At 30.6% G+C, this 24,278-nt stretch carries 16 protein-coding genes and 3 tRNA genes; all 19 read right to left on the bottom strand.

What is annotated here, in order from left to right; all coding sequences use genetic code 4:
* Positions 1–51 precede the first annotated feature (51 nt).
* The 19 genes from AC1RP9_RS02925 to AC1RP9_RS03015 all read right to left on the bottom strand — a co-directional run bounded on the left by AC1RP9_RS02925 (position 52) and on the right by AC1RP9_RS03015 (position 24,276).
* Positions 52–4,449, bottom strand: a complete 4,398-nt coding sequence (locus AC1RP9_RS02925; protein WP_481822006.1) for a DNA-directed RNA polymerase subunit beta' — start codon at positions 4,447–4,449, stop codon at positions 52–54.
* Entirely contained in the window at positions 4,442–8,044 is a 3,603-nt protein-coding gene (gene rpoB, locus AC1RP9_RS02930; protein WP_481822008.1) for a DNA-directed RNA polymerase subunit beta, read from the bottom strand. The genes AC1RP9_RS02925 and rpoB overlap by 8 nt, the downstream gene beginning before the upstream one ends.
* Before the next feature lie 140 nt (positions 8,045–8,184).
* A complete protein-coding gene (locus tag AC1RP9_RS02935) occupies positions 8,185–9,186 on the bottom strand; it encodes an NAD(P)H-dependent glycerol-3-phosphate dehydrogenase (protein ID WP_481822010.1) in 1,002 nt (333 codons plus the stop codon).
* Between the two features lie 50 nt (positions 9,187–9,236).
* Positions 9,237–9,311 (bottom strand) — tRNA-Trp (locus AC1RP9_RS02940).
* A 23-nt stretch (positions 9,312–9,334) separates the two neighbouring features.
* The gene (locus AC1RP9_RS02945; RefSeq protein WP_481822012.1) at positions 9,335–9,562 is read right to left on the bottom strand and encodes an acyl carrier protein; all 228 of its coding nucleotides are present in this window, start codon (positions 9,560–9,562) and stop codon (positions 9,335–9,337) included.
* Positions 9,563–9,587: 25 nt separating this feature from the next.
* Positions 9,588–9,992, bottom strand: coding sequence for an MHO_1590 family protein (locus AC1RP9_RS02950; RefSeq protein WP_481822014.1), 405 nt, complete (start codon positions 9,990–9,992; stop codon positions 9,588–9,590).
* The gene (locus tag AC1RP9_RS02955) at positions 9,985–11,091 is read right to left on the bottom strand and encodes an MHO_1580 family protein (protein WP_481822016.1); all 1,107 of its coding nucleotides are present in this window, start codon (positions 11,089–11,091) and stop codon (positions 9,985–9,987) included. Before AC1RP9_RS02955 ends, AC1RP9_RS02950 begins: the two co-directional genes overlap by 8 nt.
* Positions 11,075–11,389 (bottom strand): MG284/MPN403 family protein, encoded by a 315-nt coding sequence (locus AC1RP9_RS02960; RefSeq protein WP_481822018.1) that lies wholly within the window; start codon positions 11,387–11,389, stop codon positions 11,075–11,077. Before AC1RP9_RS02960 ends, AC1RP9_RS02955 begins: the two co-directional genes overlap by 17 nt.
* A gap of 73 nt (positions 11,390–11,462) precedes the next feature.
* Positions 11,463–12,899: a proline--tRNA ligase gene (gene proS / locus AC1RP9_RS02965; RefSeq protein WP_481822020.1), complete on the bottom strand. Its 1,437-nt coding sequence runs from the start codon at positions 12,897–12,899 to the stop codon at positions 11,463–11,465.
* Positions 12,900–12,971: 72 nt separating this feature from the next.
* Positions 12,972–13,046, bottom strand: a tRNA-Gln gene (locus AC1RP9_RS02970).
* A gap of 5 nt (positions 13,047–13,051) precedes the next feature.
* Positions 13,052–13,135: transfer RNA gene (locus AC1RP9_RS02975), tRNA-Tyr, on the bottom strand.
* A gap of 102 nt (positions 13,136–13,237) precedes the next feature.
* A complete protein-coding gene (locus tag AC1RP9_RS02980) occupies positions 13,238–15,940 on the bottom strand; it encodes a cation-translocating P-type ATPase (protein ID WP_481822022.1) in 2,703 nt (900 codons plus the stop codon).
* 130 nt (positions 15,941–16,070) lie between these two features.
* Positions 16,071–17,432 carry a phosphopyruvate hydratase gene (eno, locus tag AC1RP9_RS02985; RefSeq protein ID WP_481822024.1) on the bottom strand — a complete coding sequence of 454 codons (1,362 nt, stop codon included), beginning with the start codon at positions 17,430–17,432 and terminating at the stop codon, positions 16,071–16,073.
* 135 nt (positions 17,433–17,567) lie between these two features.
* Positions 17,568–18,935 (bottom strand): MSC_0618 family F1-like ATPase beta subunit, encoded by a 1,368-nt coding sequence (locus tag AC1RP9_RS02990; protein WP_481822026.1) that lies wholly within the window; start codon positions 18,933–18,935, stop codon positions 17,568–17,570.
* Complete coding sequence (locus AC1RP9_RS02995; protein ID WP_481822028.1) at positions 18,935–20,467, bottom strand: MSC_0619 family F1-like ATPase alpha subunit; 1,533 nt, start codon at positions 20,465–20,467, stop codon at positions 18,935–18,937. The genes AC1RP9_RS02990 and AC1RP9_RS02995 overlap by 1 nt, the downstream gene beginning before the upstream one ends.
* Complete coding sequence (locus AC1RP9_RS03000; protein WP_481822030.1) at positions 20,457–22,460, bottom strand: MSC_0620 family F1-like ATPase-associated subunit; 2,004 nt, start codon at positions 22,458–22,460, stop codon at positions 20,457–20,459. The genes AC1RP9_RS02995 and AC1RP9_RS03000 overlap by 11 nt, the downstream gene beginning before the upstream one ends.
* Positions 22,451–22,909 carry an MSC_0621 family F1-like ATPase epsilon subunit gene (locus AC1RP9_RS03005; RefSeq protein ID WP_481822032.1) on the bottom strand — a complete coding sequence of 153 codons (459 nt, stop codon included), beginning with the start codon at positions 22,907–22,909 and terminating at the stop codon, positions 22,451–22,453. The genes AC1RP9_RS03000 and AC1RP9_RS03005 overlap by 10 nt, the downstream gene beginning before the upstream one ends.
* A complete protein-coding gene (locus AC1RP9_RS03010; protein WP_481822034.1) occupies positions 22,902–23,792 on the bottom strand; it encodes an MSC_0622 family F1-like ATPase gamma subunit in 891 nt (296 codons plus the stop codon). Before AC1RP9_RS03010 ends, AC1RP9_RS03005 begins: the two co-directional genes overlap by 8 nt.
* Positions 23,773–24,276, bottom strand: a complete 504-nt coding sequence (locus AC1RP9_RS03015) for an MSC_0623 family F1-like ATPase-associated protein (protein WP_481822036.1) — start codon at positions 24,274–24,276, stop codon at positions 23,773–23,775. Before AC1RP9_RS03015 ends, AC1RP9_RS03010 begins: the two co-directional genes overlap by 20 nt.
* Between the last annotated feature and the right edge of the window lie 2 nt (positions 24,277–24,278).

Below are 24,278 nucleotides of genomic sequence, written 5' to 3' on the forward strand. Positions count from 1 at the left end.
ATTAAGTTTTGAGTGCAAAAAACACCAAATGGTGTTTTTTGTTAATCGCGATTACTCTTCAATTCCGTAATCATAATCTAAAGTGTCAATATTAGAATCATCTTCATAAAGTTCAATTTCTTCTAGTCCTTGTGAATCAAACATGTTATCAATATCGTAAATAATTTCTCCGTTAATTGTTTGAATAACTTCATTCTTATTGGTGAAGTATGTTTTTGGATCACGGATATCATATTTAGATTTTGGTTCGTAATTTGAATTAGTTCCAGCTGGAATTTTGTATCCTAAAATAATGTTTTCTTTAAGTCCTTTAAGATAATCAACTTTATTTGAAATTGACGAATTAACCAGTATTTTCGCAGTTTCTTGGTATGAAGCAGCAGCTAAGAACGAATCGCTAAGAAGTGGTGTTTGTTTAGCTCCTTTGATTTTAACTTCACCAAAAGCAGGGCGTTTCCCAGCAGCAATTAAACGACCGTTTTCTTTTTGATAAATGAAACGATCAACTAAACTTCCAGTGAAGAAATCTGAATCTCCTGGGTCAGTGATGATAATTTTTGAAAGCATTTGACGGATAATAATTTCAATATATTTATCAGCAATAGCAATCCCTTGAAGACGGTAAAGTCTTTGCACTTCTTTTAATAAATAATTTTGTACAGCACGTGTATCAGCTTTTTCAAGAAGATCATTAATAATAATTGGTCCTTCAACAATTTTTTGTCCAGGAACCACTAAATCACCAACTTTAACTCTCAGTTTTTGTGAAACTTTTACCGCATGTGGGTGGATTTCTAAAAGACCATCTCTATTTTTACTTTCAATTTCCACAAGTAAAGTATCTGAATCTTTTCCTGAACTATCTTTAGCTGGTTTAATTGATTTAACCACTCCATAAACACGCGAAATCACCGCAGGACGACCTCAAGGAAGGTCATAAGCATCAATAAGCTCAATTAAACGACCAAATCCTCCAGTAATATCAGCTACCCCAGCTACCCCTCCAGTATGGAAAGTACGCATGGTAAGCTGTGTTCCAGGTTCTCCAATTGATTGAGCAGTCACCACCCCAACAGCTTCACCAATGTGCACAATTCGATTAGTTGCTAAATCTTTTCCATAGCAACGTTTACATACTCCATTACGAGTGTGACATGAAAGGACTGAACGAATTTCTACTTCAGTTTTTCCATGCACATTGACAATTTCATGAGCTAATTCAGGGGTGATTAATGTATTTGCATGGATAATTACATTTCCGTTTAAATCATAAATTGCACGGTTAGTAAATCTTCCTTCAATTCTTTCGATTAATGACTCAATAACTGTGTCAGTTTTAGTGTCTTTAATATCTTTAACTACAAACCCAAAATCACTTCCACAATCTTCTTCACGAACCACAATTCCTTGAGCCACATCGACAAGTCTCCGGGTTAAATATCCAGATTTAGCAGTGTTAAGAGCTGTATCAGTAAGTCCCTTTCTAGCCCCGTGAGTTGATGAATAAAATTCATATGCAGTAAGTCCATCTAGGAATGAAGATTTAACTGGAATTTCCACAGTTGAACGGACAACCCGATCATTTTCAGCATCGGCCTTAAGCACTTTAGCATTATTGTTCATTAATCCACGCATTCCAGCTAGCTGAGTAAAGTTTGATGCATTTCCACGAGCTCCCGAGGTAAACATCATAAAGAGTGGATTTTCTAAGTCTGATTTAGTAACTTCTTTTAGGTCCTTTTCAATTGATTCTTTAACTTGAGTTCATTTTTGAATGGTAAGGTTATAACGCTCATCATCAGTTAAATAACCACTAGCAAAGTATTTTTTAAGCTGTTCAACATATTCTTCACCTTCTTTAATTTTATCTTGAGTGGTTGGTAAAGTAGTAATGTCATTCATGGAAATAGTAGTCCCTGAAATAGTTGAATACTTAAATCCTAAATCCTTAATATTATCAAGAATTGAAGCTACATAGTTGGAATATTTAAATCACACATTTTCAAGTAATTCAGTGTAATGTGATAAGTTTCATTCAATACCACGATTTTCGGCTTTAGCAAAATATTTAAATTTAATATTTTCGTATTCTTCTTGAATAAATCTGTCGATTAATCTAGCGTGTGAAGTGGAAATTTCTTCGTTTTTATAATCTTTAAGACTAGCACATTCTTCAAATTTATTTTTGTAATTATTATATTTAACTGTGTCAATTACACTAGCTATATCTTCAATAGTAACCACTGCAACATATTTTTCATAAACTCAACGAATGATTTTGGCAATGTCTTTTTTAACTAATGAATGGTTGGTTGGAATTAATTTAATCGCTTCTCTAAAGTTGGTTCCATAGGTAAAAGTATATTCATCTAATACATTTTCAGATGTATGAATAGTTTCAGTTTCTTTGGTTTTGATTTCTCCGTTTACATTTTGTGAGCTAATTGTGACACGTTTTCCAAATATAAATTCAAAATCACTTGGGAAGGCTTTATTTAAAATGAATTTTCCAACAGTTGAAACAATGTATGGACGATTGGTTGAATTAAGAACTGAAACTTTATCAATTGCTTCAATTGGAAGTACTACTCTAGTGTGTAGGGTAATAAATCCATTTTCATAAGCATTAATCATATCATTATAAGTTGCGTAGAAATTACCTTCTCCTTTAGCACCTTGTTTTTCAATAGTTAGGTAATAAAGACCTAAAATCATATCTTGTGAAGGGTTGATAATTGGCTCACCATCTCTAGGTCCAAGAATGTTTTTTGAAGCAAGCATTAATTCTTTTACTTCACGGACAGCTTGTTCAGAAATTGGTACGTGGACAGCCATTTGGTCCCCGTCAAAATCAGCGTTAAAAGCTGTAGTAACTAAGGGGTGCAATTTGATTGCTTTTCCACGAATAAGTACAGGTTGGAACCCTTGAATTGAAAGACGGTGCAAGGTTGGAGCACGGTTGAGTAAAACTGGACGTCCTTCAATGGCTTTTTCTACATAAGGTCAAATAGTTGGGTTTAAACTTTCAACCAGTTTTTTAGCTGATTTAACGTTTTTAACGCTCTCTTCAGATTTAATAATTTCTTTAATAATTCATGGCTCAAATAATTTAGCGGCCATATCACGTGGAATTCCAACTTGGTACATTTTTAGAGTTGGTCCAACCACAATAACACTACGCCCTGAATAATCGACACGTTTTCCGAGTAAGTTTTGACGGAAACGTCCTTTTTTTCCGGTGAGTGCATCTGAAATTGATTTGAGTGGATGTCCATCTTTTGATGAAACTGGTGAAGGTTTTTTTCTTGAATTATCAATTAAAGCATCAACAGCTTCTTGAATCATCCGATACTCATTTTGTTTAATTAGCATAGGAGCATCTGATTCATCTCATTTAGCTAAACGATTGTTTCTAATAATGATCCGACGATAAAGTTCATTGACATCACTAGTTGAGTGTCTTCCACCATCAAGCTGAACTAATGGACGCAAATCAGCCGGAATCACTGGAAGATTGTAAATTAACATATTAGTAGGTTTTTGGCCTGATTTAATGAATGAATTAATAATAGTTAATCTTTTATAAAGTTTTGAACGATCTTGTAAACTAGTAGTTGAAAAATTAGGTGAAGCGTTAATTTCATCAATTTTACTTTGGACTAATTTTGCTTCTGCTTGTAAATCAATGTTTTTAAGTAAGTATTCAATTGCTTGTGAACCAGTCCCGATTTTTGCATCAGAAAATTCATGAATTATGTCATTGTATTCGTAAAAATCAATTCCATAATCTTTACCCATTTTTGAAGAAGCATATTCTCTTAATTCTTCTAAAGCTGTGTAAATATCTTGGTATTCATCACTATCAGTATCTCATTGCCCAAGCATTTCCATTAAGGCACCTTCATAAATTGTAGCTGCTTCATTAATGTTAATAATGGTATTTTTCTTAAGTGATTTTAAGCTTCCACTTTCAAGCACAATGTGTGATTTATAATAAATTAAATTTTCTAAATCAGTTTTAGAAACTGGGGTATTAGAATCAGCGACTCTAAGGCCTAAAAGTTTAGCAATAATTGAGTGATCAATTTTGAAAAATCAAAAGTGAACCACTGGATTGTGTAATTTAATGTGCCCCATACGGGTTCTACGAGTAATTTTAGGAAGGATTTTTGGTTTGTATTTTTCACAAGCTGGAGTTTTGGTACAGTTAGTGTTTTCGTCACTTTTTTTGTATTTAGTTGAACATACTGGACATTTATAATCAGTGGTTGGACCAAAAATAAGTTCATCAAAAAGACCATCTTTTTCTGGTTTATATGATTTATAGTTTATTGTTTCAGGTTTAGTTACTTCACCATGTGATCAACTCAATACATCTTCATTAGTAGCTAGTGAAAGAGTGATTTTATTTAGCAAATTGTCGGTTTTTTTGTCTGTTAAATTACTCATAACTTTCTCCTGCAACATCTAAGTATTGATTGAATTTTTCTTCTTCGTTTGTGTCTTGTTGTGATAATTCTAATTTCATTCCTAATCCTTTAAGCTCATTACTTAAAACGTTAAATGATTCAGGAATTCCTGGACTTGGAATATCTTTATTATCTGAAACAAGTGCACTATATAAGGCATTTCTTCCTGAAATATCATCAGATTTATAGGTAAGAATTTCTTGAAGTACGTTGGTTGCACCATATGATTCAATCGCTCAGGTTTCCATTTCCCCAAATCTTTGACCTCCATTTTGACTTTTTCCTCCCAGAGGTTGTTGAGTAATTAATGAATATGGTCCAACACTACGTGCATGCATTTTATCATCAACCATGTGATTAAGTTTAAGCATGTACATTACTCCAACTGAGATGGGTTTATCAAATTTACGACCAGTAATTGGATCAATAAGAATTTGTTTCCCTGTTTTTTCTAAACCAGCTTCAACAAGAGCATCTTCAATATCTTTCTTTTTAACTCCATCAAATGAAGGAGTCACAAATTTTTCACCTAATTTACGTGCAGCCATCCCAAGGTGAAGTTCAAGAACTTGACCTATGTTCATCCGCGAAGGAACCCCCTGAGGATTAAGCATAATATCAAGTGGTGTTCCATCTTCAAGGTATGGCATATCTTCTTCAGGAAGTACAATTGAAATAACCCCTTTGTTTCCATGACGACCGGCCATTTTATCACCAACTTTGATTTTACGTTTTTGAGCAACTGAAACTTTAACAATTTTGTCAATTCCGTCTTCAAGTGCATCACCTTTTTCACGCGAAAGCACCTCAACGTGAATTACAGTTCCATTATGTCCATTCTTAACTTTAAGCGATGTATCTTTCACATTTTGTGGACGTTGTTGTAAAATTGCCATTAATAATTTTTCTTCCTGGGTTGGGTTATCCTCCCCTTTTGGAGACACTCTTCCGACCAAAACATCCCCAGCCACAACTTCAGAACCAACACGAACAATTCCTTGCTCATCTAAGTTACGAATTGAATATTTAGATACATTCGGAATATCATCGCGAGTTAGTTGATCTTCTCCAGCACGTGAAGATCTAAATTGAATAGTTTGTTCTTCAATGTGAATTGAAGTATACACATCATCCTTAACAAGTCTTTCGTTAATAATAATAGCATCTTCAAAGTTATATCCGTTTCAAGTGGTAAATCCAACAAGTACGTTTTTACCAAGAGCCATTTCTCCGTCTTTAAAACTTGAACCGTCAACTAATAAATCACCTTTTTCTACTTTTTGTCCAATTTGGACAATTGGTTTTTGTTGAATAATTGTCCCTTGATTTGAACGTTCAAAGTTTCTGAGGAAGTATTTATCAGTTACTCCACTTTCTTGTTTAATATGAATTCTTGATCCGTCAACTAAAGTGACTTCACCAGCATTTTTAGCTGTTATGTTATATGAAGAATATTTAGCAATATCTGCTTCAATTCCAGTAGCAACATAAGGAGCTTCAGCTTCTAGAAGGGGTACAGCTTGACGTTGCATGTTCGAACCCATTAGCGCACGGTTCGCGTCATCATTTTCAAGGAAGGGAATTGCAGTAGCAGCTAATGAAACAATTTGTTTCGAAGAAACCTCTATAAAATCAACATCAAGAGGTGTTCCGATAATATAGTTATAGTCTTTTCGAATAGTTAAAGTTGGTGAAACAATTCGATTATCATCATCAACTTTGACCGAAGATTGTGCAAATGCGTACCCAATTTCTTCAGCGGCAGTTAAATAAACCGGTTCACTGTAATCGACAATACCTTCTTTAACTCTAAAGTAAGGAGTTTGTAAAAATCCTAATTCATTAACTTTAGCAAAGGTAGCATAGTTAAGAATCAAACCAATGTTTGGTCCTTCTGGTGTTTCAATAGGACAAATTCTTCCATAGTGAGTTGAATGAACGTCACGAACTTCAAATTGAGCAGTATCACGGTTAAGTCCTCCAGGTCCTAGTGAAGTAACTCTCCGTTTATTCGACACTTCTGAAAGAGGATTAATTTGATCCATAAATTGCGAAAGTTTTGAAAGGTTGAAGAAAGTTTTCATTTGATTGGTAACTAGTTTGTTGTTGGTAACGTTTTTACCGGTTACTTTTTCAGGTGATTTAGCTCCCATTCTTTCGCGAGTGGTTTTTTCTAGTTTAGCAAAAGCTACTGAAAGTTGTCCTTCGAGCAATTCTCCAACACTAACAATTCTCTTATTAGTAAGTGCATCGGGATCATCATCTTGTCCAATTCCTTCAATTAAGTTAAAGTAGTAATTAACTACAGCAACAATATCTGAAATTAATAAGTGTTGTTCGGTTGATTTTGAATCGTTCCCAATAACAAGAACAGGATCATTTGGTTTTTCCTGCATTCATCTTTTATTTGGGTAAACTTTAATCTTAGCGATTTTATTTCGTTTTGAAAGGGTTTTACTGTTTTTAAGTAATTTGTGGTAAACGTGTTCCACATCAATTCCAGGAATATTTTCAAGCGACAAAATTCCTTTTTCAAAGGCTTCAGCAATTTCCTTAGCAATGTTAATGGTAACTAAAGTGTTTTTGGTATAAAGAATTTCTCCTGATTTAGTTTTAACATCTTGTGCTAAATAAGTGTTAGTAATACGATCAACCACTGAAAGTTTATTATTGAGCATATATCTACCAGTCACTGAAAGATTGTAACGTTTTTTGTCAAACAAAATCCCTGGTAAAAGACTCTTTTTAGATTCTTCGGAAATCCGATCACCTTTTCTGAGTCCTCTAAAAAGCTCTTCTTGACATAAGTCAATTAATTCTTCTTTAGAAATTTCACTATTAGACACGATTTTGTTTTTTCTAATAGTTTCTTGTAAAAGTTCGCTATTTCCAAAAAGTTTTACAATTTCTTCTTGTCCTAGACCAAATGAACCTAAAAATGTTCCAAGGTTCACATTTTTGTTTTTGTCAATTTTAACTTTAACTGTATCAAGTGTGTTTGAGGTGGTTTTGTGCGAAATTTCAATTCACGAACCAATTCTTGGTAACACTTCTACCTTATTGAAAAGGTCGTCAGATTGTTTATTTCTAACATTAAGTCCAAAGTATGCTCCAGGTGAACGAATAAGCTGTGAAACGATTACTTTTTCACTTCCATTAATAATAAAACTTCCACCAGAAGTCATATATGGAATTTCACCAATTAAAACTTCATCAGTATTAACCTCTCCAGTTCCGGTGATTTCACGTTTTAAAGTGACATAAACTTTAGCTGAAAAGTTAATTCCTTTTGATTTACACTTTTTAATCTCTTCACTTTCTGAAGTAGATTTTTTAAAAGGTAGCTCAAGTCTTAAGCTACCTTTAACATAATCAAGTGAAACTTGTTTATTAGCAGCTTCGATTGGATAAATTTCTAAAAGTTGATCATTGATTCTCTTCTTGATGAATAAATTAAAACTTTCTTTGCTAGTCGAAAGAATATCCTCAACAGGAAGCGAATGTTTAGTGATTGAATAATCTCTTCTTAATGTTTTAGGTCCGAACTTACGAATTTTGTAATTTTTTTGGCTCATAACTTCCCTTCGTTAATTTTTACAGATGTACGCAATTAGTATACAAATTTTACCATAAAATGAATTTAATTATGGTCTTTTTTAAATATTTTAAATAAAGCGTAAAAATGTACAAAAAACCAGGTTTTTCGACCTGGTTTTTAGTGAGAATTAATTAAGAAATCGGTTAACAAAATTGGTTCTTTAGTTCCGTTTAAAACTGCAATAATATTTTCTAATAAAGGAATATTCTTAATATGTTTAGCTTGAATTATTTTACTTAAAGCTTTAGCACTTGAATAACCTTCAACGGTTACTTTTTGATTTTTTAGTGTTTCCTTTAAACCACGTTCAGCAATTGAATATCCAAAGGTGAAATTTCGACTTTGAGTTGAAGAGCAAGTTAAGAAAATATCTCCAGTTCCGACTAATTCATACCCTATATTTAGGTTTGAATTAGGTTTAACTTGTTCAATTACACTTAAAATTTCTTTAGTTCCGACTGATATTAGTGCTGAATGTGAATTTTTTCCTGGATGAGTGTATGAAGAAATTCCAATTCCTATAGCCAGTACATTTTTTAGTGCTGCAAAAATTTCTCCAGCGTATTCATCTTGACAAGGGATTAATTTAAAATAATGATTGTTAAATTTACTAATTAATTCATCTTGAAATTGCAAGCTTGAAGCAAAAACATTAATTAGAGTTAAATGTTCATTAAACACTTCACTAGCATATGAAGGACCAGCAAATGTAGCAAATTCTTTCATATTTCGCTTTAATTTGTATTTAATAAGGTCTGAAAGAAAATCACCAGTTTGTTCATCGAACCCTTTAGAAACGTTAATTATATTCACTTTTCGATATTTTAATACTGCAGAAACTTGTTTTAAAACACTACGAAACGCTGTTGAAGGAATAGCGATTACTAGTGTTTCGCAATCTTTTAAAACAAATTCTAAATCATTAGAGGCTTGAATTAGGTCTTTATTAGCAAATGATCTTGAACCAAAAAATTTCCGATTATAACCTTGGTTGATTTCGTTAATTTCATCCACGTTTATCCCGTACATTTTGACATTATGATCATTTTGTGATAATAAATTAGCTAGAGCACTAGCCCATGCACCAGTTCCAATAAAGGAAATATATTTTTTGTTCATATTTCAAATTATATTATTTTGTTTATTTTACATGAAGAGAAATAAAAAAATGGCAGGAGTAGCAGGATTCGAACCCACAACACACGGGGTTGAAGCCCGTTGTTCTACCGTTGAACTATACTCCTAAGCCTAAGCTATATAATTATAGCTATTTTTTTAATTTTTCAATTAACAAAATAATATCGTTAATTTTTTTGATTTTAGTTAATTCTTGATCGGGAATTTCAATGTCAAATTTTTCTTCAGCATCAACTACAATTTCAACTAAATCAAGTGAATCAATTTGCAACTCTTCTAATAAGGTATCTTGATTAAAAGCTTTTTTAGTATATTTTTTTAATTCTTCAAAAACAATTTCTTTTACTGATTTGCTCATAATTAATATTATATAGTTAACAAAGCTATTCGTAATCTAATTTAAATTTATAGGCTTTAGTATACTCTTTATCTTGTGTAGTAATTTTAATATGAATATCCATTTCATATTCGCTAATGATTTTTCAGTGAAAATTAATATTTCCATTCGGAATATTAATTCGCTTAGCTAAATCATTGATAAGTTCATAAACTATATCTTCATTAATGACTTTTTCTCCGTCTTTTGTGGATAAAAAGTCTTCAAAGTAATTAGCTTGCAATTCTGGGAATACGTCATATTCTTCTTTGTGTAGGGGCGGTTTAATTGGTTTAGTTTGATTAGTAGGTTTTTGAAAATACTTATAAGCATAATAACCTCCAATTCCAGTTCCAATTGAAACTAGGAAAATTAAAAAATATTTAATTTTGCTAACAAATGAATTATTCATCTTTACGTTTTGCGTAAATTAATAACGAAGTAATATCAGTAATTTTTTGCTTTAAATTAAAGTCAATGACCTTATCAATTGAAATTTGAAAGGAATTAGATGCATCTTCTAAGTATTCAATTTGGGTTATTTTTAAAAATCTCTTTGAATTTTGTGAGGATTTGGAATTTTTATTCAAAACGATATTGCGAATAAAATTAAGTTTAAACTCTTTGAATTTGATTGAAATTTCACTACTAAAATTACCTGAAAAATATTTGGGTAGCATTATCCCACGTTGAGAATTACTAAAATTGCTTATAGAAACGCTATTATCCGTGTTAAAAGTATTATAATGAAAAGGGAGTGTGTATTCATTTCATGCATATTTTTTCAAATCTCAATTACTAGAATTGAGATTTTCATTTTTATATGCAATATTTAATTTTCCAGAAATAAATTTTTCAAAGGCAACTGTAGTGCCTTCGATTTGCGGAGTTGATTTTTGTTTGCGTTTTTTTGTAAAAATTCGATCTATTTGAGGATTGTAAAAAACCTTTAAACGTCCTAAATTATCAATTCTTTTAACGTTGGATAGATCGTTAATCTCAAAATTCACATTGAGATAATTTTTATAAATTTTGTAATTCTTGTTTGAAAGAACAAAATTATATTCACTCACAATTTTAGCATTGGAATGAACATTTTTCATTGCAATATTTTGTTCAATATTATCAAAATCTGAAAAATCAATATAGAATACTCCTATGTCTTTTTGCCCATTCCTAAATACAAGAGCAATATTTTTGATTTTAGAATACGCAAGATTAATATCTTCAAATCCTAAATTAAAATTGTTTAAATTATTCATTAATTGATTAATATAAACTTTATTATTAAGCAAAATTGAGACTGAATATTGATTTTTTATATCGTTAGTTAAATTTGAAGCCAAATTTAGATCGAAAAATCCATTGCTCATAATTTTATCAATATTAAAATAAGCAGTAAAATTCGCTGGTAGTTCTTTGGGTAATCATTTACACTGGATTCTTTGATTATCTAAAACATACAAATTATCTTCTCTCAACTGATACTGATAATTAACTGGATAATCCATGATTTAATAAGCAGTGCCAGAAATTATTAATAGCTATTTTACGTTTTTTATAGTATGTTGAGCGTGAAAAGTAATGAGTATATCATTTCTCTTCTCCACGATTTTGTGGAGAGAGAAGAATTTTTTGATCCAATAAATCTAATTGTTCAATACAATAGTTAGTTTTAAAATTAAGCTCTTTGTCTATATTTTCTAATTCAATTTGATCCAAGGTTTGAATAAATGTATTCCTAAATAAGAGCATTTGTTCAGTTAAATGAACTTTGATTTTTTCTCGTTTATTAAATAATTTTGTCATTTTCATAATACCTCTTTTTAGTAATAAGAAAAAATCAAAAAAGTAAATAAAAAAACTGTAAAAATTAACAGTTTTAGTAAGCTTTAGCAAAAAGAACATATCGATTAGCAATTGAATTACATTTGCTGAAAATACATTTGTTTTCTTTATCTGGTTTTTGAAAGTCTTTTGGAACACATCTAGTAGTTGCTCCAGTTTCTTCTTTGATTTGAATTTCAGCATAATCAGAACAACAAAATGGTGCAATGACAAATTTTTGCTGAGCAATTTGCTTTTTAAAATCTTGGTAATTATCAACAAAAACAGTATTTGCTTCCAATCTTGCTTTAGCTTGTTGATATAAATTATCATGAATGTTGTCCAGGGTTTTACCAATGATTTTCTTGACATCTTCAACTTTAACTAATTCTTTAACAAGAGTATCCCTTCGGATGAGTGTAACCATTCCTTTTTCTAAATCTCTTGGTCCTACTTCAATTCTTAGAGGCACTCCTTGAATTTCACTATTTGAAGCTTTATATCCAGGGGTTTTATCGCTTGAGTCAACTCTAACTCTAAATTTACGTGATAAAGTTACTTGTAATTGTGTCACTACTTCCTTAACTTGTGGATTTTTGTCTCCAAAGAGTTCTAAAATATCCACTTGAATTGGAGCAACACTAGGAGGTATAATAATTCCTCGATTATCCCCGTGGGTCATAATAATAGCTCCAATTAAACGAGTAGTAATTCCTCAAGAAGTTCCATAAACAAACTCTTTTTGGTTATTTTTATTTTTAAACTCAATTTGATATGGTTTAGAAAAATTTTGTGCTAAATAATGACTAGTACCAGCTTGAAGTGCTTTTCCATCTTTCATCATTGCTTCAATGGTATAAGTTGAACAAGCTCCAGCAAATTTTTCGTGCGGAGTTTTTTTACCAACAACTACTGGAATGGCTAAATAATTTTTTAAGAATTTGGCATAAGTTCCAATCATTGAACGAGTGAATTTTCTTGCTTCCATTGGGTCAGCATGACAGGTGTGTCCTTCTTGTCATAAAAATTCACGACTTCTTAAAAAAGGGTTGGTAGTTTTTTCTCAACGAAGCACATTAGCTCATTGATTGTAGATTAAAGGTAAATCATTGTACGAATCAATTGACTGTTTGAATAATTCTGCAAATAAAACTTCTGAAGTTGGTCGAATAAATAATTTTTCACTAAGCTCTTTATTACCTACATGAGTAACAGTAGCTAATTCAGGATTAAAACCTTCTAAATGCTCTTTTTCAATTTTAAAGAGCGATTCAGGAATTAAAAGGGGTAAATAAACATTTTGTACCCCTTTTTCTTTCAAAATTTTATTAAACTGGGTTTGAATTAATTCTCAAATCCCATATGAATTGGGCAGATAAATCACGCTTCCTTTGGTTGAACCATATTTAATTAAATTACCATTTTTGACAACATCAGTATACCATTTGGCAAAATCAACTTCTAAAGGTGTAATCTTATCTAGTGTTTTCATAGTAATAACATTATATAGAAAATAAGCGTTTTATGTGTAAAAGTGTATAAAAAAATCACCGAAATGGTGATATGGCTGCCCCAGTTAGATTCGAACTAACGCATGGTGGAACCAAAACCCACTGCCTTACCGCTTGGCTATGGGGCAATAAATGGTGGGGGGAGAGGGATTCGAACCCCCGAATCCTAAGAAAGTGGGTTACAGCCACCCGCATTTGGCCGCTTTGCTATCCCCCCATTTGGTTGTTGCTTTATTATTATATAACAAAAATTTAAAAACCAAACTTTTTCAAATCTATTTTTGGATAAAAAATAAGAGGATTCAATCCTCTTATTAATTTAAACTAATACTTCTCTTTTAAAAACGTAGACATTTAGAGCTTTTGCAATTTCATTGTAAGCAATTAAACCAAATCCAAAGAAAAGCGGAATTATTCAAAGTGCACTTGATATAGAGTAAACATGAATTGATGAGTTTTTAAACACTTCAGCAAATCCTGGAATATACGCAGAAGTTAGCACGCATACAAGCGAGAATAAACAAGCTACATAAACTAAATAAAATTCTTTAACTGAGCATTTAAAAATACTTTTTGTGCTCATTAAATTAATTGAGTTGAGTGAAGCTCCAATTCCAAGCGTTACAAAACAAGCTGTGGCAGTAACTTTAACAAATTCTTCACCAATAATTAATTGATTTTGAGCAATAACTCCAACAATTAAATAAGCTAAGAGTGCAAAAAACGAAAGAATAAATGATTGTGCAAGTAATTTTTTACCCATCCCTGAAGCAAAAACACTGTCTCGTTTATTAATTGGTTTTTCTTTCATAACATCAATTCCACTCGGGGTCATTCCTAGTGCAATAGCTGGCAATCCGTGAGTAAGTAAGTTAACTCAGAGTAATTGTGAAGCTGAAAGCACAAAGAAGCTAGCATTTCCAATAGTATCTTTAAAAATAAATCTAAATAAAAATAATCCAAATAACATAACAATGATTTCAGTTACTGAAGAAATAAGTAGGTTTAAAATTACTGTTTTAACTTTTTTATATGTTTCACGGCCCGATTTAACAGCATTAACAATGGTATTGAAATTATCATCAGTTAATATTACATCAGCTGCTTGTTTAGAAACTTCAGTTCCAGTAATTCCCATAGCACAACCAACTTCAGCTGCTTTAAGAGCAGGAGCATCATTGACTCCATCTCCTGTCATAGCGACCACTTTATCATGATATTGTCATGCTTTGACAATTCTGAGCTTATCTGCTGGATTTACCCGAGCATAAACCGAAATTAAGTGAACATTATTGCGTAATTCTTCATCACTCATTAAAGCTAGTTCTTCACCTTTAATTGTTTTATCACCTTGCTGATAAATATTTAATTCTTTTGCTATTGCTAGAGCTGTTGTTAAATGATCCCCAGTGATCATTACAGTTTTAATTCCAGCCTGACGAGCTTGTTCAATACTTGCTTTAACACTTTCTCGAGGTGGATCAACAAGTGCAATTAATCCAAGGAAGTTTAAATCATTCTCATCATCGTGTGAAATGCTTTCTTGTTCATTAGAAATTGCTTTATAAGCTATTGCGATTACCCGATAAGCTTTCTTTGATCATTCTTCATTAAGCATTCTTGCTTGCTCTGGCAAATTATTACATTTACTAAAAATCACATCTGGTGCACCTTTAGTGATTAATGACTTGCCATTTGAGCCTTGAATTAATACAGACATACTTTTGCGATTGCTATCAAACGGAAGCGAGAAGAGTTTTGGATATTTAGCTAAAACGCTTTGAGCAGTTTGATTATGTTCAATCCCATAACGTAAAATAGCTGTTTCAGTTGGATCTCCTGCTTCACTATAAGCTCCATTGCTTTCTAAATTCACTTGAGCATCGCAACAAGCTACAAAAGAAAATAAAGCTTTTGATTTTTCTGGTTCATTATCTGGATACTCATAATCCCAAAAGTCAACTACTTGCATTTTGTTTTCAGTTAATGTTCCAGTTTTATCAGTACAAATCACTTGAGTAGAACCAAGTGATTCAATTGAAGGAAGTGATTTAATAATTGCTTTTTGTTTAGTCATGCTTGCTACACCAATAGCTAAAAGCACAGTAGTAAAAGTAATTAGTCCTTCTGGAATAGCAGCTACAGCTAGCGAAATTCCAATCACTAAAGCATCTGAATAAGTTGATACCTTATCTCAAGCACCAAAAAATCCATTTAAGAAAATTTGAATTAAGGTGGTTAATAAAAATAATGCAACACCCGAAATTCCAAAAATACGACTAAGATTATTAAGTTTAATTTGTAATGGAGAAAGAGCAATTTCTTGCTGATTGATTAATTTATTAATTTTTCCAAGTTCAGTTTTATTTCCTGTATATTCAATTAACGCAACTCCACGTCCATTAGTGACATATGTTCCTGAAAACACACGATTTAATTGATCGCCTAATGAACTACTTTTAATATCAGTTTGCATAACCATTTTAGCAACTGGTAATGATTCCCCAGTTAGAGCTGATTCGACAATATTTAAACTAAAAGCTTCAATTAATTTTCCATCAGCTGGTACATAATCACCAGCTTCTAAAACGACTAAATCTCCTGGAACAATTTCGTTTGCAGGAATAATAATCATTTTCCCATTCCGAATTACTTTAGTATTAAGTTGATTATTTTTTTCAAGCGTTTTAACAGCTTGATCACTTTTGTACTCTTGATAAGTACCTAACATACTATTTAAAATAACTACTATTAAGATAATAATTGGTTCAATATACCCAATAATAATTTCAGTTGAATCGCTTTTTCCACTAGCATGTTGATAAATAGCAACTGCAAATGAAATTGTTGCTGCAATTAAAAGTAAAATAATCATAAAATCTTTAAATTGAGCTAAAAAAGAATTAATAAAACTAAATTGCTTATGACTTTTAATTTCATTAAGACCATATTTGGCTCGCTGAGCTAGTACTTGTGACTCAGTTAAACCATTTGTTAAATCAGTTTTCACTTGATTATCCACCTCTCTCCTTTTCTTAAAAATGGTCTATAAAATTGTAAAAGCGATTTAATAATCGCTTTTATTTTGTTATAAATTTGATGTTTAAAATTTTTTTAAGCACAATTTTTGCTTAAAATGCGTTTATAGACTATTATAATTTAATATTGTAAAAAGCTTTTTCACCATCAAATTTTGAACTTGAACCAAGTTCTTCTTCAATAGCAAGTAAACGATTGTATTTAGCAATACGGTCAGTTCTTGACATTGAACCAGTTTTAATTTGACCAGCATTCATAGCTACAGCAATATCGGCAATAGTTGAATCTTCGGTTTCACCTGAACGGTGTGATACTACAGCGGTCATATTTGCTTTTTGAGCCATTTGAATTGCTTCAAAAGTTTCGGTTAATGTCCCGATTTGATTAATTTTAATCAAGATTGAGTTCATTGATTTTTCTTTAATAGCACGTTTTAAAATTGAAGTGTTAGTTACAGTAAGATCATCACCAACAATTTGAAGTTTGTGTCCATATTTAGCTGTAAATTGTGCAAATCCTTCTCAATCAGCTTCAGCTAATCCATCTTCAATTGATACAATTGGATATTTATCCACTAATTTTCCTAAATAATCAATCATCTCACTAGTTGTATAAGTGAGTTTAACTCCTTCAAGGTGCTCAAATCCAGGTTTTTTCTCTTCAATAGCTTGTTTAAGTTTTTTGAAAGTATAAACTCCGTTTTTGTAAAGTTCGCTTGAAGCACAATCCATTGCAATCGCAACTGCTTTATCTCCACTTTTTGCTGGTGCATAACCCGAAACTTTAATTGCTTCAACTAAGAAATCAAGAGCTTCTTCATGTGATTTAAAGTTTGGAGCAAACCCTCCTTCATCACCAACTTGAACCCCATGTCCAGCTTTTTTAAGTAATTTAGCAAGATTATGGAATACAAAGTTAGCCATTTGCATTGACTCTCTAAAGGTTTTAGCTCCTACAGGCATAATCATGAACTCTTGAAAGTCAATAGTGTTTGAAGCGTGTTCTCCACCGTTAATTACATTTAACATTGGAACTGGCAATAAGTGTCCATTAAATCCACCAAGGTATTTATAAAGAGGTAATTGTAATTCATTAGCTGCTGCACGAGCTACAGCAAGTGAAACTCCTAAAATGGCATTTGCTCCCATTTTTTCTTTATTAGCAGTTCCATCAAGAGCAATCATTTTTAAATCAATTGCTCTTTGATCAGTAACTTCCATACCCAATAATTCAGGTGCTAAGTCTTTGTTAACGTGATCAACCGCTAACATAACTCCTTTACCACCAAATCAATTGCTTTCGTATTTTGAACCTTTGTCTCTAAGTTCAAGTGCTTCTCTTGAACCGGTTGAAGCTCCTGAAGGAACCATTGCAGAACCATATCCTTCATATTCAGTCCATACTTCAACTTGCACAGTTGGATTACCACGTGAATCAAGAACCTCACGAGCGTGAATTTTTTTAATTGCTGACATATTTCTTCTCCTTAAATTTTAATATTTTGAGTTACATAAAAACGTTGTTTTAATTATATTCTTTTTTTGAATTTGCTTTAAAAGGATTTAAATTTAGTTCATTTAAAGCTAAAAAATGAGCTTAGAGCTCATTTGTTATTTTTTCAATTTATCTAATGATTCGGTTGAACCAATGTATGAAAAGTGTTCTGGCGATAAATGAAGATAATCACCACGAAGAATTTTAATTACTGATTGGACAGTTTTTTGTAATGGAACAAACACTCCAGGAGTGTTTCTAAAGTGTTCAGTCATAAAGAATGATTGTGAGAAAAAGTTTTGTAATTGGAGTGCTTTTTTAACGATAGTTTGTGATTCTTCGTCTAATTCATCAAATCCAAGAATAATCATTACATCTTCAAGTTCTTTGTATTTTTGAAGCACAAATTTAGCTTCTAAAATAGCATTATAATGTTCAAGTCCGATAATATCTGGATTCACATTAGTTGATGAAGAAGCCAGTGGATCAAAGGCAGGAAAAATATTTTTAGCTGTGATTTCACGTGATAAAAACATTGATGCATTTAAGTGATTAAACACAGCTACAGCTGAAGGATCATATAAATCATCCATTGGTAAGAACACAGTTTGAAATGAGGTAATTGAACCATTTTGATTACTATAAATTCTTTGTTCTATCTGTGAAATTTCTGTGTTTAAGGTTGATTGATACCCTCCAACTGAAAGTTTTTTATCAAGTGAAGAAGAAGTTTCGTTCCCAGCTTGAATAAAACGGAAAATATTATCAATGAACAAGAGTACATTTTCTTTTTGTTCATCTCTTAAATATTCAGCAGCAGTAATCCCAACCGGAACAATACTCATTCTAGCTCCTGGATTTTCATTCATTTTTGAAATAAACATAATCGAAGAGTCCATTAAATTAGAATCTCTTAAATCATCATATAACTCAATTGCTTCACGTGAACGTTCTCCTGAACCCACAAAAATAGCAGAAGTATTGTTTTTTTGTTTGGAAAGGTTAAAAATAATTTCTTTCATTAACACGGTTTTTCCAACCCCGGCCCCACCAAAAATCCCAATTTTTGATCCGTCTAAAATAGGGATAAAGAAGTCAATAGCTTTAATTCCAGTTTCAAGAATTTTGTATTTATTTTCGTAGTTTGAATTGGTTTTGTTAGTTGAGTTCATCTCAACATATTTAAGTTTTTTACTTGGTTTTTCGTTGAGCGGTTCCCCAAGAATATCAAAAATTAATCCTTTTGAGCTTTCACCAACCGGAACCATAAACCCATGATTAAGAGCCTTAATTTTTCCATTAATTGAAAAATCAGCTTTTTGTTTGACAATTACTGCTAAAATTGCTTCTTGTGAAACAACTTTTTTTGCTAATAAAACTGAACCATGTTCATCAACTAGCAGAGTTTCTAATAAAGGTAAATTATTATGTTCAAAAGTAATTTCAAGAACATCACTTCATACTTTTGTTATTTTTCCTTGCATTATTTAACTCCTTTAAATGATGAATGAATTTTGCTAATTAGTGCTGAATTTAAGTTTAAATATTCTTTTGGTGCAACAATATTTCAGTTTAAATTATGCATGTCTGAATAAGTTTTAAGTAAGAAACTAAAATAATCTTTTGGTGCACTTTTATCCGAAATTTTACCTTGAATAATATTGTTCATTAATTCGGTAGAAACTTTATCTTCTTTGACATATTTAATGATAAATTCAATTGCTCGTTGGATTTGGTTTTCTTTTAAATTATTAAGAATGTTAAATTGAATAATTTGTGAAGTCAGGAACAAGTCATATTCATCGTAAGAAGTAATTCCTTTTTGATTGAATAATTTTTCAATCTGTATTCCAGAAAGAATTAAATTATTAACTTCTTCATTAAGGTCATATTTAAGAGCAGCTAATTTAGTTTGTCGTTTAAAAGCACGGAAAATGGTATTGATTGTTTTAGTAGTTTGTGACACAATTGGTTTTTGAAGTTTAGTTCCAATCCGAGACACTGATAAATCAATGTTAATGGCAGGGTATTTATTTAAAGCAAATAACTCGCTACTAGTAACAATTTGTCCATCGGTAATTGAAATTACATTTGAGGCAATAAGTGAAGTAATGTCATTATCAATGGTTTGTAAAATTGGTAGCGCACTAATACTTTTACGACCAACAAATTTTCCACTTCGCTCGAGTAAACGTGCATGGGCATAGAACATATCTCCTGGATAAGCTTCTTTCCCAATTGGTTTTTTAATTAATAAAGCAATTTCACGATATACATTTGCATGTTTAGTTAAATCATCAAAAACAATTAAAACATCATCAAAATATGAAAGGTTTTCAGCATGACCCATTCCAATATATGGAGCTAAATATTGTTCAAATGGATTTTCAGGTGAAGCATTAAGAATAATAGTGTAATCGAGTGCTCCGTGTTCTTTTAAGGTTTGATACACCCAAGAAACTTGATTTTGAGTTTGACCAATAGCCACATAAATACATTTGATATTTTTATTTTTTTGATTAATAATAGTGTTTAGTGCAATAAAACTTTTTCCGGTTTGACGATCTCCAATAATAAGCTCTCTTTGGCCTTTTCCAAGCGGAATTAGTAAATCGACAATGGCATATCCTGTATTTAATTGCTCAGTAAGAGTCTGATATACCATTAAATCATTTTCAGCTTGAATACTTTTTGATTGCACATCTAAAAACTTACTTGCTTTAGCCCCTAATGGAAAGATGATATTTCCATGAATATCGATAATTTTGCCAAAATATTCAGGTGAAGTTTTCACTAATTTACTCTCTTGTGCTGGAATTAGCTCTGAACCAACTGAAAACTTTTCATTATTGCTTGCACATAAACAAAAAGCAGTATTCACACTGGCACTAATAATCATAAATTTAACTCCAGGTTTATCTTTAAGAACTAAAAAATCACCTTGTGTAAAATTATAATTTCCCGAAACTTCCACAATATATTCATTAATTGAAGTTATTTGTAATTTATTTGTCATATTGTTCCTTACTTAATTTGCGTTTAGCTAATATTTTTTTAAACATTCACATTAAGAACATGATTATTCCACCTAATAGCGAAAGCCCTGCAAATGTTCATAACAAAATGTCGCTTAGTGAATTATCTTCACTATAATTAGTAACTAAATTCTGATATTTTTCTAAAAATACTTTTGCCTTTTCATCTTCTTTATTTGGAATTGGTGTGCTTTTTGTTAGTAATGAGATATTAATAATTTGATTATGAACTTTTGCTAAGGTTTGAGTATATTGATTAAAATCGTTTAATGAAAAATTATTTTTCAATGCTGATACCTTAAGAGTTTTAATCATAGAATTTAAAGCACGAAAAGCTAAAGCTAAATTATTAATTTTTAAACCTAAATTTTTAAAGTTTTGTTCAACAACTTTAAAATTTCTTTGGTTTTGATCAATAACACTTGCATGAAGCAATTCAAATCCATTAGCTAAGTAGTTAAAGAATTTATATTGATTCATTTCTTGGACCGATAAAGCTTTAACGATTAATTCTTTAGCTACCTTTTCTAATCTGTCGTTTTTAATTTCGACTTGATCACCATTGTTTTGAGGTAGAATAGTAGAATTTTGATATTGTTGAACTATTCTATCGACATTTTTTAAAAATTCTTTATCTTCTAATAATCTAATAGCAGAAAAAACCTGATCAAATAAACGTTTAGCTAATAAGCTGTTCCCTAATTTAGAATAATCAAGATTTTCATCAAGACCTAATGATTTTATAAATTCGAGAAAAATACTCGAAAATGATTGATAAACCTTTTGATAGCTAGCACTTTCTAAAGCGTTTGGATATTTTTTAACTTCTACTTGATAATTGGTTGAATTGTTTCGATTAGATTTTTGAATAATTGAAACACTAGCAATTAGCTTGTTATTTTCTTCTTTAAGATCATTTACACGATAAATAAAAGATTTGAGAAAAGAATCTTTTCACCAAACAAATTTAGAATTAAATAATTCATCATTAGCTTTAAATTCATCAATTAATTGTTGATTAGTTGAATTGATTTTGAGATAAGTTATATTTGGTGCTATTCTTGGTACATTTTGAACACTTGGTTCAGTAATGGTGGGTTGTCCTGGATCATCATCAATAATTGGTGGGGTGGGGGTTACTTCTGTTTTAGGTTTATTGTCTTGTTGATTGAATAAAACGTTTTGTTCTAAATCATAGGAAATAAATTCCTTATTAATTTTTTCTTTGATATATTCATCTCAACTTTTAAAACCTTCAGGGACTTTTAATTCATATTGAGAGTTTTCTTGTAACACAAAATCAACATTGTCAGGAAATTTTGGTGCATCTTCAGGTTTAAGGAAAACTTTTTCCGTTAATGAAGCAATCCCTTCAAAATACTTACTTGTAGCTTTTAAGACAGCTTCTTCATCAACTGTATTAACAGTGGGTTTTTTACCGTCATTTTTAACTGTGCTTTTTGGATCGGTTTTTTTAACAAAGTTATAGTCTTTAGGATCTGTTGTCCCAATCATTACTGGAGAATAATCTTGATTGTTATATTTAATGTCTCCAAAATTGTATTCTTTATCAACTAATAACTTTGGAAAGATAATGTTAAATCCATAATCTTCTGGTTTTTCAATGATCTTTTTTAGATTTTGTTTAAGATAATTGGCCACTTTTTTATAATATGCTACCTTGGCTAGCAGTTCATTTGAAAGAGGTTTTTCGTTTAAATCTTGGATTTTTGCAATAGCGTTTACAATATTACTTTCAACTCTGGTTAATGCTTTTGCAAATTCTTCTTGGATTACTTTTTCTTGCTTTGGTTTAATTAAATCATAATTAGGAGGTGTTTTTGGTTTATCTTTATCTTTTTCATCGCCTTCTTTGGGAGTTTTTTCATCTTTAGGATCAGCCGAAACACTAAAAATAATTGGAGCAATAACTAAAGGAGAGCTTAATGAAAACAATCAATGTTTTAATTTCATGGTATCTCCTTTTTAAATAAAGAATAATACATTTGTGTTTTAAAATAAAATTCTTCTCTTTTGAGTAACTCGTACTGAGTTTCATTAAAATTGCTTCACTCAAACATTCTAAGGGCTTTATTTTTTCATATTTGCTTTTTGATTTGTAAATATTGTTGTTTTAACTCATGTTCATGTTTTTTGTCGTGTTTTTGAATAAAAGTATTTAAATATTTATCATAATAAATTGTTGCTTGGTCTTGATCGTGTTTTAAAAACAAATTATCAACCAGTAAATAATAATCATTCCCATTCGAAAGAACTATCTTTACTAACACATTTTTAAAGCTTACAATTGAGTTGTTTTCAACTTTAATTCAATTGTCATTTAAACTCTGACTTACAAAGATACTTTCCACTTGAATTGAATTAATTATATTTTTTGTTGAAATAAAATTTAATTTAACCATTGTAAACCTCATTTTGTGAATGAATTAAATCTTTATCAGGACTTAAAATTGAGATTTCTTCAATTTCAAGATCCTTTTTAGTACGAAGATATATGATTTTATGTTTACGTATCTTTTCTTCAAGATCATTTAATGATTTATTTTGAGCTACTAGATTATATTTTTCTTTTACAAGAGCCGATTCCATTAATAAAGACATTGATGAAAAAGTTAAATATTGTTCAAAAAGCGATTCGACAAACAAGTTAGGTTCAGGATAGATTTTATATTTATCAAGATTAAAATTAGTTGAAGATTCTTTTTGTGAATAATAGGTTAGCTCAAAGTTATTTTTTTCAAGTGGGAATAAAGTAATATATTTGTGCTTGATTTTTGAAGAGTTAATAACAAAATTCAGTTCAGAAATTTTATATTGTTTAAAAATATTAATCATTAATTTAGGTAATATTTCGATAAGTTTTAAAACATTGTTTCCTGGACTTTTAAAAAGAATTTGTTCTGGATTATTAATAGGTAACTCGTGTGCTTTTTCTCCAATTAAAATAAATAAATCTTCGTTCATATTAGCATTTTCAATTAGAGTTTTATAATGCTTTTGATATGAATTTGTTCCATATTTTTCTTCTTCGGTAATATAGATTCAAATCTTTTTTCCTCTAGAAATTTCCACTATTTGTGCTTTAGATAAAAAAGAATTGTCAATTGAAAAATTACGATTAAGTAAAGTGATTAAATCTTTAGAAAAATTAGATCTTTGTAAATAAAATAAAATTTCTTTTGAAAGTTTCAAAATATTAACTAAGGTAATATTTTTCTTTGATTCAATAATTTTGTAGATTTTATCAAGATTTTGTTTCTTCTCTTTAATTTTCTTCAAGTTCATGAGTTATTAACCCTTCGCTAAATAAAATTTTGTAATTATTTGAAGATTTATCTTTAAACACAACTGTGTCTTTAATAATTTCAAGTTGATATCCTTTTAAAAGTAAATCATCTATAAATAAATTAAATTTTTCTAAAAGTTTATTTTCTTCAGGGTTAGCTGAGTTTTTTAAATTAATATCAAGTGCATTAGTATCCGGAGTAGAAATAGTTGGTACAAGATTGGTAAAACTAAACTTTTCATTACGATTTCAACGAATAGTAAAACTTTTAAATAAAAGATTTTTTTGTGAATTTTTGAATTTGTTCAGTTTTTCTAAAACATTAAACCAAAGTGGATCCTTAATGCTTAAATTTTCTTGGATTTCAAAGGTGTTAAGCAGTTTTTCTTGAGTAACAAATTCTCTTTTAGCAATAACACTTTTAAAAAGCTGATAAATTGATTGTTTATATTCATTTTGCTGATTATTTTTTTTCTTTTGCATGT

It is taken from the genome of Mycoplasma sp. 3686h (assembly GCF_056781225.1).